Origin of the sequence: Oceanicola sp. 22II-s10i (assembly GCF_002210105.1) — a bacterium.
Taxonomy (GTDB): Bacteria; Pseudomonadota; Alphaproteobacteria; order Rhodobacterales; family Rhodobacteraceae; genus Pseudooceanicola.
Genome location: NZ_AQQU01000003.1, coordinates 319,838 through 334,908 on the forward strand (window position 1 = coordinate 319,838; position 15,071 = coordinate 334,908).

Sequence of the window (15,071 nt, forward strand, 5' to 3'; positions counted from 1 at the left end):
CCGATGTACGAAGACACCAAGCGCGAACTGCAGGAACTGGGCAACGGCCTTTACGCATGGGTGCAGGGGGACGGGTCGTGGGGCTGGTCGAACTCGGGCCTGATCGCGGGCGAGGACGACAAGGTGCTGATGGTGGACACGCTGTTCACCGGGCGGCTGACGCAGGATGTGCTGGACGCCTACCGCCGCGCGGTGCCCGCCGCCAACGTGATCGACGTTCTGGTCAACACGCATTCCAACGGCGACCACACCTACGGCAACCACCTGGTCAAGGGCGCGCGGATCATCGGCTCCACCGCCTGTCTGGAAGAGATGGAGGAGCGGCCCGCCAGCAAGGTGCAGGAGGTGATCGCGAATCCCGAAGCCTTCGGGGCTTACGGGCAGTTCTTCACGGAAACCATGGGCTCGCGCTTCGACTTCTCCGACATCGGGCACCTGCCGCCGAACGAGACCTTCGACGGCACGATGAGCCTGACCATCGGGGGGCGGACGGTCGAACTGACCGAGCTGGGCCCGGCCCATACACGCGGCGATATCGTGGTCCATGTGCCCGACGCCCGCACGGTCTATACCGGCGACATCGTGTTCCATGGTGGCCATCCGATCATCTGGGCGGGGCCGATCGGCAACTGGATCGCGGCCTGCGAATTCATCCTCGGGCTCGACGTCGACACGGTGGTTCCGGGGCATGGCGCGGTTTGCGGCAAGGGGCCTGTGAAGGACCTGCGGGACTACCTCGTCAGCGTCAAGACACAGGCGACCAAGGCGCACGAGGCGGGGCTGGACTGGGCCGAGGCGGCATGGGAGGTGGGCTATGCGGAATTCGACAGCTGGTTGGACCGGGAACGGGTCGTCGCGAACGTGGCGAACGTCTATAAGGAACTGACGAACGGCGCGGTGAACCCCACGCGTGAGGAGATCATGGCCCAGATGCTGCGCTATCGCCACGGGGCGGAATGCGCGCATGACGGGCCCTGCGACTGTCACGCGAAGAAGGCGTGACAAGCGACTGTGAAGACAAGACATTCCATAAGGGATTGAAGGAACCGGAATGAAACTCGTGACTTTCGAAAAGAACGGCAAACAGGCCATCGGCATTCTGGACGGTGACTCTATCGCCGTCCTGGATGGCGCCGCGAACCCCGCCTTTGCCTCCATGCTCGCGCTGATAGAAGCCGGCGACGAGGGGCTCGAGGCCGCGCGCAAGGCGCAGGGCGCGGCGGCGAAGGAGGCGGTGTCGGGCGTGCGGCTCAAGGCGCCGGTGCCGGTGCCGGTGCAGATGCGCGACAGCCTCGTGTTCGAGAAACACCTTCGGCAGGCGCGCGCCAACCGCTACCTGTGGGATCCCAAGGCGACCAAGATGGACCCGGCGGATTTCAAGATGCCGGACGTCTGGTACGAACAGCCGATCTACTACAAGGGCAACCGCTTCAGCGTGTCGGGCCCCGAGGACACAATCATCTGGCCCAAGGGCGAGACGCGGCTGGATTACGAGCTGGAACTGGGGATGTTCGTCGGCAAGGGCGGCTGCGACATTCCCAAGGAAAAGGCCAACGAGCACATCTTCGGCTTTACCTGCTTCAACGATTTTTCGGCCCGCGATCACCAGATGAAGGAAGGGGCAGGCGGCCTCGGCCCGGCGAAGGGCAAGGATTTCCGCACCGCCAACGCCATGGGGCCCTGCCTTGTCACGCGGGACGAGATCGGCGACGGCTCGGGCCTGACGATGGTTGCGCGGATCAACGGCGAGGAATGGTCGCGCGGCACGTCCAGCGACATGCACCATTCCTTTGCGCGGATCATCGAACACGTCAGCCGCGACGAGGAGCTGCAGCCGGGCGAGTTCCTGGGCTCCGGCACCGTCGGCGGTGGCTGCGGGCTGGAACTGGGCAGGTTCCTGAACCCCGGCGACACGGTCGAGCTGGAAATCGAGGGCATCGGCATCCTGCGCAGCCACATCGCGAACGAGCGGCGCTGACCCACATGTGAAAAGGCGGGGCAGCCGGCTAACTTTTGCCGTCCGCCCCTTGCTTACCGGCTGGAAAGTGGAAAAACTGCCCGCCGGGAGAGGGCGCGTCGGACACCCGGCGCGCCCCGGTTTTTCTGGAGGAGCAAGGAAATGGCCGAGGGCAAGAGCGGGTATCTGTCACATCTGAAGGTGCTGGACCTGACCGATCACAGGGGCGCCATCGCGGGACGCGTCTTTGCCCAGCTCGGGGCCGACGTGGTGCAGGTGGAGCCGAAATCGGGCACCGACAGCCGCTTTCAGCCGCCCTGGGACGAGGACGGGGATTCGCTCTACTGGGCGGCCTACGGGGCCGGTCGCCGCTCCATCGCGCTCGACATCAAGGACGCCGCCGACCGCGCGACCTTCGAGGAACTGGTCAAGCGCGCCGATATCCTGATCGAGACCGGCAATCCGGCCGAGGACGATCTGCTGGATGCCGAGGCGATGGCCGCGCTGAATCCCGGCCTGATCCACGCCGTCGTGACGCCCTTCGGCCTCGAGGGGCCCAAGGCGAAGTATGCCGACAGCGACCTGATCGTCTGGGCCTCGGGCGGACCGCTGCTGCCCGTCGCGGCGGTGGCCGAACGGCCCTACCGCATCTCGGTCCCGCAGGCCTATCACCACGCCACGATGGACGCCGTGCAGGGCGCCATCGTCGCCTATTTCGAACGCAAGAAGTCCGGCCTCGGCCAGCGCGTTGTCGTGTCGGCACAGGCCTCCGCCACTCAGTCGACCCTGTCGATGAGCCTTGCGGGCGCGGTCGGTCACACCGGCTTCACGCTCCGCAAATCCGTGGCCAGCATGAAGAACCAGCCGGATCTCTCCGGGTCCGGGGCGCGGACGAACAAGTCCAAGTGGCAGGTGCAGGACGGCCTGGTCGAGATGCACCTCGCCATGGGGCCCGCCACCGGCCGGTTCACCAACAAGCTGTTCCAGTTCCTGAAGGAAGAAGGCGCGCCCGGCGCGGACGAGATCGCGGAATGGGACTGGCCGACCATCCAGGACCGCATCGTCGCGGACGAGCTGGGCGAGGACGATCTGCAGCGCGCCCGTGACTGCGTTCAGGCCTACCTCGCGCCCAAGGTCAAGTTCGACGCGGTGGACATCGCCATCGCGCAGCGCGTGCTGATGGCGCCGATCTGCACCATCGAGGACCTGCTCAAGTCCGATCACCTGAAGGCGCGCGGCTTTTTCCGCGAGCAGACGCACAAGGGCAAGACCATCCGCCAGCCCGGACCCTTCGCGCGCTACAATGCCGACATGTTCACCCCGCTCTCCGAAGCGCCCGCCATCGACGCGGACGGGGATGCGATCCGCAAGGACTGGCTCGGCCTCGATCCCGTCAAGTTCGAAGGCTCCGGCAAGCCCGAGCGGCCGCTTGAGGGGATCAAGGTCCTCGACCTCGCGTGGGTCGTCGCCGGTCCGATGATCGGCCGCAACATGGCCGATTTCGGGGCGACGGTGATCCGTGTCGAAAGCTCCAAGCGGGTCGAGACCGCGCGGATGCTCGGACCGTTCCCCGGCGGGACCATCGACAAGATGCGCTCGGGCCAGTTCGAGAACTGCAATACGGGCAAGTATGGCCTGTCGCTGGATCTCGGCAGCCCCGAGGCACGCGATGTGCTGCTGGACCTCGTCGAATGGGCGGATGTCGTGGTCGAAAGCTTCGCGCCCGGCCAGATGAAACGCTGGGGCCTCGACTACGACAACCTGAAGAAGCGCAACCCCTCGCTGATCATGCTGTCGACCTCGCTCATGGGGCAGGTCGGGCCGTGGTCCAAGCTGGCGGGCTTCGGCAACATCGGCGGTGCGATGTCGGGCTATCAGCAGCTCGTTGGCCCCGAGGACGGGCTGCCGGTCGGGCCCTATGGACCCTACACCGACTATGTCGGGCCGCGCTTCGGCCTCGTGGCGCTGCTGGCGGCGCTGGATCATCGCGAAAAGACGGGCGAGGGCGGCTGGATGGACGTGGGGCAGGCCGAAACCGGCATGCAGTCCATGGCCGACCGGTTCGCGGATTACGAGATCACGGGCACCATCGCCCGTGGCCTGGGCAATCGCGATCCGCTCGTGGTGCCGAACAACACCTACGCCTGCAAGAAGCACGGCTACGATGACCGCTGGGTCGCGATCTCGGTGCGTGACGATGACGACTGGGCGCGGTTCGCGGCCGAGGTCGGCGGCGAGCTGGCATCCGACGCCAGCCTGAAGACCCGCGAGGGGCGCAAGGCGGCCGAAGAGCGGATCGACGCGCTGGTCGGCGATTGGTGCAGCACGCAGGAAAGCGTGGATGTCGAGAAGCGCCTGCAGGCGATCGGCGTGCCCGCGCATGTCGCGGCCTCGTCCGAGGACATCTATACCGATCCGCAGGTGAAGCTCTGGGAGCATTTCATCACCATCCCGCGCGGCAATGGCGAGGACAGCGTGGTCGAGGCCTGCCGCTGGCATCTCAGCCGGACGCCGGCCCGGCCCGAACGCTCCAGCCCCGACTACGGGCGCGACAACGCGCATGTGCTGGGCAAGGTGCTGGGTTACGACGCCGGGCGGATCGAGGCGCTGGACAAGGCGGGCGCGCTGGTCTGACCGCGGTCAGGCGGGAGGCCCCTCGGGCGGCAGGAGCGCGGTCAGCGCCTCCAGCCGGTCGGCCTCCTGCGCGGGCTTGTCGGTGCGGATCCGGGCGATGCGCGGAAACCGCATCGCCACGCCCGACTTGTGGCGGGTGGACCGGTTGAGGCCCTCGAAGGCGATCTCAAGCACCAGTTCGGGTTTCACCGCGCGCACGGGGCCGAACCGCTCGGTGGTGTTCGACCGGACGAAACGGTCGAGCGACTTGAGCTCCGCATCGGTGAAGCCGAAATAGGCCTTGCCGACCGGAACCAGCATGTTGCCGTCCCACAGGCCGAAGGTGAAATCCGAATAATAGCCCGACCGCTTGCCGTGCCCACGCTGCGCATAGAGCAGCACGGCATCCACGGTCATCGGATCACGCTTCCACTTGAACCAGTGCCCCCGGATCCGACCGGCGAGGTAGGGGCTGTCGCGGCGCTTGATCATCAGCCCCTCGATCACCGGATCGGGCGGATCGGCCCTGAGTGCGGCCAGCGCGTCCCACGTGTCGAAGGACAGCAGCGGCGACAGGTCGATCCGTTCTGGATCGGCCTTGGCGATGACCTGTTCCAGCCGCGCCCGGCGCCGGTCGAAGGGCTGGGCGCGCATATCCTCATGGCCGTGGATCAGGATGTCATAGGCCCTCAGCGCCGCCGGGTGGCTCTTGAGCAGCCCCTTGCCGACCGTCTTGCGGTTCAGCCGCTTCTGCAACTCGCCGAAGGCCGCCACGCTCTCACCGCGCCGGACCAGAAGTTCGCCGTCGATGGTGCCCTCGAAGTCGAGCGCGTCCAGCAGGTCGGGAAAGCTGCCCGAGATATCCTCGCCGGTCCGTGAATAGAGCCGCCGCTCGCCGTCCTCTACCGCCGCCTGCACGCGGATGCCGTCCCATTTCCATTCGGCGGCAAAGTCCTCGGGGGCGAGGGGGCCAAGCTGGTCCAGATCCGTCGCCGTCGACAGCATCACCGGGCGGAACGGGGAACGGGCGGCGGAAACGGGTTTCTCCCCGCCTTCCAGCCAGGCGAAGAGGCTTTCGAACGGCGGCTCCAGCCCATGCCAGAGCTCCTCGATCTCCTCCACCGGCACGCTGCCGAACTCCGCCAGCGCCGTCCGCGCCAGCCGGGCCGAGACGCCGACCCTGAGCGCGCCGGTCGCGATCTTGAGGTAGGCGTAGCGCGCCGAGGGCTCCAGCCGGTCGAGGCGCGCGGCGATCACGCCTGGCAGGGCGGCCTTGCCGGTCGCCTCCAGTTCCGCCACCAGTTCGGCCAGCGGCGGATCCTCGGGCGCCTCGGCCACGGGCCAGATCAGCGCGATCGTCTCGGCCAGGTCGCCGACGAAATCGTAGGACAGGCGGAACAGTTCCTCGTCCACCTTCTCGGCCACCAGCCCGCGCAGCAGCGAGGGCGTCACCTGCCGCAGGTCCAGATCACCCGTCAACGCCCCGAGCGCGATGCCCCGGTCGGGATCGGGACGGGTGCGGAAATGCTCGACCAGATGCCGGATCTTGCCGTTCCGCTGGGGGGTGAAGGCCAGCGCCTCGATCAGACGGGCAAAGTGCCTCATGCCTCGGCCTCGTCCTCGTAGCCGACCAGCCGCAGGGGGCGCCCGACCCGGCCGCGCAGGTCCAGTTCGCGCATCAGCGCATCCTCGCGCCCGTGGGTGATCCACGTCTCCTGCGGATCGACCTCGTCGATGGTGCGCAGGAGGTCGGGCCAGTCGGCATGGTCCGACAGGATCAGCGGCAGTTCCACGCCCCGCTGCCGGGCACGGGCGCGGATCTGCATCCAGCCGCTGGCAAAGCAGATCACCGGATCGGGAAAGCGCTGTGCCCATGTGGCGGCAAAGGCGGACGGCGGGGCGAGGACGATCTGGCCCGCGAAGTCGGCCTTGGTCTTGCGATCCGTCGTGGCAGGCCGCAGGTCGCCGAGCGGAACGCCCTGTTCGACGTGATACCAGCAGAGGCGTTCCAGCGCGCCGTGCAGGTAGATGGGCGCGTCCCATCCCGCCTCGCGCAGTAGCATGATGACCCGCTGCGCCTTGCCGAGCGCATAGGCCCCCACCAGATGCGCGCGATCCGGAAAGGCGCGGACCGAGGCCAGCAGCTTGCCGATCTCGGCGGCCGGGTCAGGGTGGCGGAAGACGGGCAGGGCAAAGGTCGCCTCGGTCACGAAGACGTCGCAGGGCACGGGTTCGAACGGGGCGGCGACGGGGTTCGGGTGACGGCAGTAATCGCCGGTCACCACGAAGCGGCGGCCGCCGGTCGCGATCTCGATCTGCGCGGAGCCGAGGACGTGGCCCGCGGGGTGAAACGACACCTCGGCATCGCCGATCCTTACGCGACCCACGGCCTCCTGCCGGCTCTGGGTGAAATCCTCGCCGTAGCGGATCGCCATGATGTCCAACGTCTGCCGCGTGGCCAGCACAGCGCCGTGGCCGGGACGGGCATGATCCGCGTGGCCATGGGTAATCAGCGCCCGCCGGACCGGGCGCAGCGGGTCGACGTGGAAGTCGCCTGCCGGGCAATAAAGGCCCTCGGGCGTGGGATATAGCTGTGCGTCGGCGGTCATTGCGCAAAGCTAGACCGGTGCATCGCCACAGCAAGATGGCGTGCGCCCGCGTTCAGGCGCGGCGTTCGGCCGGGTCCGCAGGGATAGGGGGCGGGTCGGTGCGTGGATGCTCCAGCGGGATCGCGATGAGGCAGGCGCGGGTTGCAAGCCAGACATCGCGGGCCTCGCGCAGGTGGCCGCGCAGGCTGCGCGGCTGACCCTGCCGCGCGGCCTGTTCCGCCTGAACCAGAACGGCGTGGAGCCGCCGCGCCCCGACCGTCGCCGCAGCGCCGGAAAAGGCGTGGAGCGCATCTGCGGTCGCCGGGCTGGCGCGAAACGGTTCCTCCGGTGGCGCGGCGATCCTGTCCGGGCCAAGCAGGTCGTCACCCTCGGCGATGAACCGGTCGATCAGGGTCCGGCGGGCGGCCGATGACAGAAACGCAGAGCCCGTGGCCGCCGGATCGAGGATGGGAAGGGATGGCACGTCACCCGCGGGCGGTGGCTCGTCGCGGGGCGATACCGGGTCGTGCTGGCCGGACAGCACGCGCGACAGATCCGCGCTGGTCATCGGCTTGGACGCGATTTCGTCTACGCCGGCCTCTCGCAGGCTGATGTCCACTGCCTCGTCCACATGGGCGGTCAGGGCGACGATCCGGGCCGAACGGTTCGGTCCGAAACCCGCGCGGATGGTGCGGGTCGCCTCGACGCCGTCCATGACCGGCATCGAGACATCCATCACGATCAGATCGAAGGCGGTGTGCGCGGCGATCTCGACAGCCTCCGCCCCGTCATGCGCCTCGGTCACACGGTGTCCGAGCCTTTGCAGCATGCGACCCGCCACGAAACGGTTGGTCGCGTTATCCTCGACCAGCAGGACATTGAGTGGTGATCCGGCCCTTGCCTGTTTCGGTGCCTGCACACGGAAGTCCGCGCCCCCGGTTTTTGCCACCGGGGCGGATTGCGCGGCGGGCAGGGGCAGCGTCAGGTGGAACAGGCTGCCCTCGCCCTCGATGCTGTCCGCGACGATATCGCCACCCATGCCGCGCGCCAGTTGCCGGGCTATGCCCAGACCCAGCCCGGTGCCCTGAACCTGCCGGTCGAGCGCGGAATCGAGCCGGACGAAATCGTCAAAGATCTTCTTCAGATCCGCGGAGGGGATCCCGATGCCGGTATCGGCCACCGATATCTCTACCCGGTCGCGTCCTGTGCGTTCGGCCGAAATCGTGACCTCGCCGCCTTCGGTGAACTTCACGGCATTCGACACGAGGTTCAGCAGGATCTGACGGACCCGTCGCGCATCGCCGGTCACGGCGCCGACGGCCGATTCCGCGGGCCGGGACAGGCGGTTGCGGTTCCCTCGTGCCCGCGGCCGCTCCGCGTCGATGACCGACTGGATCAGGTCGTCGAGGTCGAAGGGACCGGTCCTGACCGGCGCGCCGCCCTCGATCCGGGTGATGTCGAGCACATCGTTGACAAGGTCCAGCAGAAGCCGGCCGGAATGGTCGAGCACCGGCAGATAGCGTTCGCGGATCTCGCTTTCGTTGGCGTCGCGCATCAGGTCGACCGTGCCGAGGATGCCATTCAGCGGTGTCCGCATTTCGTGGCTGACCACACCAAGGAACCGTGCCTTGGCCCGTTCCCCGGCCAGCGCGGTGTCGCGGGACTGTTTCAGCACCGCCTCCGTCTCCACCTGATGCGAGACGTCGCGGATCACGCAGACACAGGCCTGCTGTCCGCGCCGGTCGGTCATGTCCAGCGAAAGCTCGACCGGGAACCGCGCGCCCGCGGCGCTGCAGCCGATCAGGCGGTGTGGGACGTTGACCCTGCCCTCGCAGAACATGCGCAGATCATGGGCGGTGACGGGACGTCCGGTGGCCTCGGGATGGAGAAGAACGGTGCCGATCCGCTGGCCCATGAGCGTGTCGCGCGGCTGGCCGAACATGATTGAGGCGGCCTCGTTCGCCAGTTCGATATGGCCGCGCCGGTCGATCAGCAACAGCGCATCGCGCGAGGTCGAAACGATTGTGGCCAGCCGCGACGAGGTTGCCAGCACCTCGCGTGCGCGGCGTTCATGGGCCCCGGCCAGATGGCGGAACATGAGGACCAGCAGGCTGAGCGCGATCAGCAGCACGAAGGCGGCAATGGCCAGGCGCTGCAGGACCGCCGCAACCCCGCGTCGGGACGCGTCGGACTGTCTGACCAGCCCCTGGTTGCCGATTGTCAGGATGGCGCGCATGTCCTGACGAAGCAGGCCGAGGCTGGACCGAAGCCCCGGCAGACCGGCGGTCAGCGCGGTGTCGCTGGAATCGATCAGCGGCACGAGATCGCGGATCGTCCCGGCCAGTTCCATGAACCTCCCGCCCAATTCGTTGGACTGCAGCACGCTGAAATACAGCGGACTGGAGGTCAGCGTGTCGAACCGGCTGTAGAGTATGTCATAGCGCTTGCGTAGCTCAGCGAGGGCCGAAGTCGCACTGTCCGGCGCGGCAGAGACCGCGCGATCGACGGCCAGCGCGAGTTCCAGGAATTCAACCTCGAGCTGTGACAGTGTCCACTGCATGTTGTCGTTCGGAGAGTCCGACAGTTGCCGCAGGTTCTGCCGCACCTCTGTCGACAGGTAGACCACCACGATCAGGCAGAGGACCGAAAACACGCCAAGGACGAGCATGCGCAGCGGTCGCGCACCCAGTCGTGTCCAATCGCCTTCTCGTCGCATTCGTTTTCCCGCGCGATGCCCAAGCCGGGCCTGCTGAGGCTATTCGGTGAAGTCGATCCGGTCCAGTTGCCAGATGGATCTGGCATACACCACCTCGGTGCGGAACACGTGAGCTGAGTCGTATTCGTAGACCAGCCAAAGGGGTCCCTTGTCCCTGAGCGACATCGGCGCGCCGTTGCGCTCGATCGCGATCAGCGCCGCATCTGGCATCAGGTCTTTGATCCCGGACTCCACCTGGTATCCGTTGGCCGCCGTCAGCAGTGCATGGCCGGCCGGAATGCCCAGGGCGGTCATCAGAGAAGCGACCCGGACGCCACGGAAACTCTGCGGTCCTTCGGTCCAGATGGTGGTGGTGACAAACCCGTCCTGCGGCATCGCGGCCAGATCGGACCGGTCCAGCACCCGTTGCGTTCCATCCGGCAGTCCGATGGTCAGGATCGTTTCGGCCCCGGCACGACCGGGGGCGAGGGTAAGCCACAGAAGGGACAGGCAGATCACGAGCACGGCGGTCGTATCGAGACGCAGGATGTGGCGCAGCCAGCAGATCTCCGCCGGGGCGCCGATACGGGCTGACATCATGATCACCTCCTGTCAAAACGCTTCCACGTGTGTATGATGGAGCCTTGTGCCGGAAAAGGCTTGAGAAGGCGTGAACCGGGGTCTGGCCGATCGATTGCCGTTCCGGCGTGTTTGCCGAACCCCCCCCGGAGGTGCCGCATGGCCCTGATCCTGTTGGCCGACGACCATCTTCTCGTCCGAGACGCCATCGCGATGGTGCTGTCAGAGATGGGCCGGCACGATCTCATCCTCGCTGATTCCGTCTGTTCGGCCGTCGAAATGGTTGATGCGGGCCGCAGGCCGGAGCTGGTGATTCTCGACTTCAGGATGCCCGGAATGGCCGGGCTCGCGGGGGTCCGGCGCATGCGTGACCGTCTGCCCGGTGTCCCGGTCGCGCTGTTGTCGGGCACGCCTGCCGGCGCGATCGCGCCCGATGCCCTGGCCGCCGGGGCCGCCGGGTTCATCTCAAAGACGCTGCTGCCGGCGGGGCTCCTCGGAGCGGTTGACCAATTGCTGGCGGGCCAGACTTATTTCGCGCCCGACGCGGGCCCGGATCCCGAAGGCCCGGCGCTGACACGACGCGAGTATCAGGTCCTGCGCGGCCTTGCCAACGGTCTGGCCAACAAGGAAATTGCCCGCGATCTGGAAATATCGGAAGTGACGGTCAAGCTGCACGTCCAGTCCGTCTGCCGCAAGCTCGACGCACGGAACCGGACCCATGCGGCGATCATGGCGATGCGACTCGGTCTGTTGTGATTTTCCGCAGCGCTTAAACCGGTATTCACGACTCGGCGCCGATAACGGACTGGCGCGGCCCCGTTTCCGCGCGTCTGCCCCGGGACGGATGCCATGTCGCCAAGCCTTGCCTGTTGTCTGTTGTGGCGGACTGTCGCCTGCTTCGGAGTGCTGTTCGCGGTGCCGTCGGCCGCCAATGCCGCAATGCCCGGGGGGGCACCCGCGGTGGCCTGGCCCCTGGCGCTCGCGGCGGGAACCGGTATTGGCCTGACGGCGGGGCTGATGTTCTGCGCGTGGCGCATGTCGCGCAGCATGGGTCGCATTGCTCGTGCGCTTAAGGGCAAGGGGACAGGCGACGGCGGCGGGACGGGGCCGATCGCTGGCGTGCTGGATTTGATATCCGGGCTGCAGGGCGATCTCGCTGCGCGGGCGGCCGAAGTGCCGGACGCGGAAATGCGCTGCGCCGCGATCGACGCCACCTCGGCCGCGCTGATGATCACGGATTCCGAATTTCGTATCGTTTATGTGAACGACGCCATCCTGCGGTTACTTGCACATCGGCAGGCTGCCCTTGCGGCCCGTCTGGGCCAGTTCGACCCCTCGGATCTGGTCGGTCGTTCGATGGATATGTTCCACAGTGATCCTGACCGGATCAGGCGGCTCCTGAATGAGCCGGGTGCGATGCCGCTGGTGGCCGAAATGAGCCTTGGGGAGGTGCGCCTTCAGGTGCGGGTCAGTCATATCAGTTCGGCCAGCACCGGTCGGCAGGGTATGGTGATCGAATGGATCGACGTGACCGAGGACAGGCGGACATCCGCGATCCTGAGCGCGATCGAAAAAGGCCATGCCCTCGCGGAATTCGATGCCGAGGGGCGGCTGTCCACTTCGAACCAGAACTTTCTGCGCTGCTGTCCAGCCGCGCGTGCGGGCGCGACTCTGGATGCGCTGTTTGGCGGCGCGTCAGGATCCGGAGGTTTGCAGCCAACGGAAAGGTTGCGTCGCGATGGCGTGCTGGCTGGTCCGTTCAGCTGGCCCGGCGCGGCGTGCGAGCCATCCCGTTGGATAGATGGGGCGGTCTACCCGATATACTCCGGCCAGGGCCGGCCGACCGGCAGCGTGCTGATCGGCACGGACGTGACCGAGGACCGTCGGCGCGTGGCCGAGGCCGAAGCGGGGCGCCAGCGCGTTCAGGATGAATTGAAGACGGTGGTCGGTCATCTCAGTATCGGACTGAAACACCTTGCCGATGGGGACCTGACTTTCCGCATCGCCATGCCCTTCGCGTCTGAACACGAGGCCCTGAGAGCTGATTTCAACACCGCTCTGAAGGCGGTGGATACGGCCCTGTCAGCCATGGCCTCGGAAGCGGCCGGCATGCGCTACGACTCGGCCGAGATCTGCGAATCTGCGACGGATATGGCCACGCGTACGGAACGTCTGGCTGCCACCTTGCAGGGCACGGCCGCCAATCTTGACCGGCTGACACGGACGATCACCGCCACGGCCGAGGGCGCGGTCCAAGCGAACGATATCGTATTGGACACACGGACGCGGACCGAAAAGAGCGGGGCCGTCGTGGATGAAGCCGAAGGTGCCATGGCCGAAATCGCCCGGTCCTCAGGTGAGGTGGTCAAGGTCGTTTCGGTTATTGACGACATAGCGTTCCAGACAAACCTCCTTGCGCTCAACGCCGGGGTCGAAGCGGCGCGTGCTGGCGAAGCCGGCCGCGGTTTCGCTGTCGTCGCGACCGAGGTCCGGGCGCTGGCGCAGCGCTGTTCCGATGCGGCCGCCGAAGTCGCGACATTGATCAACGCATCCGACCGCCACGTCTCGCACGGGGTATCTCTGGTCGGGCAGGCGGGCGACGCGCTGAAATCCATCGTGTCCTCGATTGCGGAGATTTCGGACTACATTTCCGAAATCGCGCGGTCGGGACGGGAACAGGCCGAGGGACTGGGACAGGTCAACGAGGCCACAAATCAAATCGACCAGTCCACTCAGCAAAACGCGGCCATGTTTGAACAGACAACGGCCGCGAGCGAGGCACTTGCGGCGCGCGCACGCGCGATGGCCGATGCAATCGCGGCGTTCAAGACATCGGAAACACCCGTCTCGCTGTCTGGTGAGATGCCTGGCGTGCGGCCTGCCATCGAAGCTCGACGATTTTCGCCGTCCTCCGATGCCAAGCTCGCCAGCCTGACACGGTGGGGAGGGCATTAAATGCCGGCACCCACTCCGGAATATCTCGCTCGGGCGACGACCTTTCCCAATAACAGTCTGACTGGTCGGACCAGTGTTCGAGTTTTCGAAGAAAGTCACCTGACCACGGTGAATGTTCGTCTGAAAGTTGGTCGAGGCCGGAGTATTGAGGAGATCGTGATGCCTGGACAGCACTCCATTTTTTGTGCCGGCCAGACAGCCGCAACCGAAGTCGTTGCGCTTGCGATGGTGGTGCCTTCGGCCCCAAATTTTTCCGAGGCGATTGCAAAACCGAGATCTTTTCTCCGCGGCAATTCGTGGAGATTTGCATGAGACAGGTTGCAATGCAGCTCGATCAGACCACGATCACGCAAGGCGAATTTGCGGTGGTCGAACGCAAGGGGGCAACGATCTCGACTGTCCTGGGGTCATGCGTGGCGACCTGTCTCTGGGATCCTGATCGCGGCGTCGGGGGGATGAACCACATGCTTACGACCCGGTCCGGATTCGACCCGGTCGGCTGTGATGCCGTTGGTGTGAATGCAATGGAATTGTTGATCAATGCCCTCAACCGTCTGGGTGCTGATCGAAGGCGCCTGCGGGGCAAGATATTCGGTGGGGCCCGCATGGTCTCCGGGCTCTCGGATATCGGGCATACCAACGGTCAGTTCGCGCTCGAGTATCTGGACCGAGAGGGAATACCCTGCCTTGGCCACAGCTTGGGGGGGACGCGCGCGCGCCAGGTGAGATTTTTCCCTGCGGAAGGCAGGGTCCTGATGCGCAGCGTCGCACCCGATCGCCGGATTGAGGCGCCATTGTCGATGCCGATCCCTTCGGGAAACGCGGTAGAATTGTTCTGACTGAAGGCGCATTTCGTTTCCCATTCGTCAGAACAGAATTCCCCCCGACGTTTCCTCTGGGCCGGCAGCATCCTCTGCAATTCCGTGCAGGCTTCCCTGCATCGCGACGGTGTTGCGCAGATCCCCGAAAGGTGGAGCCTCCGTCAGCCATGCCATCGTAGGGCCCATCACCGTTAGGATCTGATGCATATCCCCCAGCGACTGTCTCAAGAAATCGAGCCGCTGAAGTGAAAGGATGGCCTCGTCAGGCAATCCAGCGTCTATATCCCAGGTTGCCGTGAGTGAGTCTTCGAGCGCCGAGGTGAGCGCTTCGAGGCTCCGCATACGTGTCGCAATGCTCGCCAAGACGTTTGCGGCCGACCGATGTTGGGTCGTCGTTTCCGAAGTGGCAGGCATGGGCCGTGCGTGGTTCGATACAGACGGCTCGGCCTTTCCACGCATCGCCATCAGAGCCGACCAACGACCGCTTCAATGCAGGTCCGAAGATCGGCGGTCCCAAAAGGCTTCATAAGAAAATTGTTCATTCCGAGCTGCCGTCCTCGATCAATCGTGGCCTTGTCTGCCTTGCCGGTGATGAGGATGAAGCCGACACCTTTTGTGCGCGTGTTGGTTCGGAGGTGATGCAGGAGTTGAAGGCCATCCATGCCCGGCATGTTGAAGTCGGAAATGACGAGATGGACAGGATTGCGTTCGAGAGCTTTCAATGCGCCATCACCATCCGATGCCGTTGTCACGTTCCTAATGCCATAGGCGTCCAGGGCTTGCGTGATCAGGCCGCGGCTGGTCGACATGTCGTCCACGACCATGATCCTTATTTGGTCTCTCAGTGCCATGTCGCGCTCCTC

General features: G+C 65.9%; 13 protein-coding genes. 7 read left to right on the plus strand and 6 right to left on the minus strand.

Annotated elements, in window-relative coordinates:
• Positions 1-3 precede the first annotated feature (3 nt).
• From ATO6_RS11515 to ATO6_RS25315, 3 genes are all read left to right on the plus strand, one after another.
• Positions 4-1,002, plus strand: a complete 999-nt coding sequence (locus ATO6_RS11515) for an MBL fold metallo-hydrolase (protein WP_088624145.1) — start codon at positions 4-6, stop codon at positions 1,000-1,002.
• A 49-nt stretch (positions 1,003-1,051) separates the two neighbouring features.
• Positions 1,052-1,978: a fumarylacetoacetate hydrolase family protein gene (locus ATO6_RS11520; RefSeq protein ID WP_088624146.1), complete on the plus strand. Its 927-nt coding sequence runs from the start codon at positions 1,052-1,054 to the stop codon at positions 1,976-1,978.
• A gap of 141 nt (positions 1,979-2,119) precedes the next feature.
• A complete protein-coding gene (locus ATO6_RS25315) occupies positions 2,120-4,591 on the plus strand; it encodes a CoA transferase (protein WP_088624147.1) in 2,472 nt (823 codons plus the stop codon).
• Between the two features lie 6 nt (positions 4,592-4,597).
• Here ATO6_RS25315 and ATO6_RS11530 read toward each other — a convergent pair whose 3' ends face one another.
• The 4 genes from ATO6_RS11530 to ATO6_RS11545 form a co-directional block, all read right to left on the minus strand.
• Positions 4,598-6,175: a cisplatin damage response ATP-dependent DNA ligase gene (locus tag ATO6_RS11530; RefSeq protein WP_088624148.1), complete on the minus strand. Its 1,578-nt coding sequence runs from the start codon at positions 6,173-6,175 to the stop codon at positions 4,598-4,600.
• Positions 6,172-7,179 (minus strand): ligase-associated DNA damage response exonuclease, encoded by a 1,008-nt coding sequence (locus ATO6_RS11535; protein ID WP_088624149.1) that lies wholly within the window; start codon positions 7,177-7,179, stop codon positions 6,172-6,174. Before ATO6_RS11535 ends, ATO6_RS11530 begins: the two co-directional genes overlap by 4 nt.
• Positions 7,180-7,231: 52 nt before the next feature.
• Positions 7,232-9,826: a PAS domain-containing hybrid sensor histidine kinase/response regulator gene (locus ATO6_RS11540; protein WP_176440899.1), complete on the minus strand. Its 2,595-nt coding sequence runs from the start codon at positions 9,824-9,826 to the stop codon at positions 7,232-7,234.
• Positions 9,827-9,913: 87 nt separating this feature from the next.
• Complete coding sequence (locus tag ATO6_RS11545; protein WP_088624151.1) at positions 9,914-10,453, minus strand: oxidoreductase; 540 nt, start codon at positions 10,451-10,453, stop codon at positions 9,914-9,916.
• Between the two features lie 138 nt (positions 10,454-10,591).
• Between ATO6_RS11545 and ATO6_RS11550 the strand changes: the two genes are divergently transcribed.
• The 4 genes from ATO6_RS11550 (at position 10,592) to ATO6_RS11560 (ending at position 14,226) form a co-directional block, all read left to right on the plus strand.
• On the plus strand, positions 10,592-11,188 hold the full coding sequence (locus ATO6_RS11550) for a response regulator transcription factor (protein WP_088624152.1): 597 nt from the start codon (positions 10,592-10,594) through the stop codon (positions 11,186-11,188).
• Positions 11,189-11,281: 93 nt separating this feature from the next.
• The gene (locus ATO6_RS11555) at positions 11,282-13,387 is read left to right on the plus strand and encodes a methyl-accepting chemotaxis protein (protein WP_088624153.1); all 2,106 of its coding nucleotides are present in this window, start codon (positions 11,282-11,284) and stop codon (positions 13,385-13,387) included.
• The gene (locus ATO6_RS24805; protein ID WP_141101974.1) at positions 13,388-13,699 is read left to right on the plus strand and encodes a hypothetical protein; all 312 of its coding nucleotides are present in this window, start codon (positions 13,388-13,390) and stop codon (positions 13,697-13,699) included. It begins immediately after the preceding gene.
• Positions 13,696-14,226, plus strand: coding sequence for a chemotaxis protein CheD (locus ATO6_RS11560; RefSeq protein WP_254919127.1), 531 nt, complete (start codon positions 13,696-13,698; stop codon positions 14,224-14,226). Before ATO6_RS24805 ends, ATO6_RS11560 begins: the two co-directional genes overlap by 4 nt.
• Before the next feature lie 27 nt (positions 14,227-14,253).
• On the opposite strand, the gene ATO6_RS11565 is transcribed toward ATO6_RS11560, so the two are convergent.
• Together ATO6_RS11565 and ATO6_RS11570 are read right to left on the minus strand one after the other, a co-directional pair.
• Positions 14,254-14,550: a hypothetical protein gene (locus ATO6_RS11565; RefSeq protein ID WP_141101975.1), complete on the minus strand. Its 297-nt coding sequence runs from the start codon at positions 14,548-14,550 to the stop codon at positions 14,254-14,256.
• Between the two features lie 122 nt (positions 14,551-14,672).
• Positions 14,673-15,059, minus strand: coding sequence for a response regulator (locus ATO6_RS11570; protein WP_088624156.1), 387 nt, complete (start codon positions 15,057-15,059; stop codon positions 14,673-14,675).
• Positions 15,060-15,071: the final 12 nt, after the last annotated feature.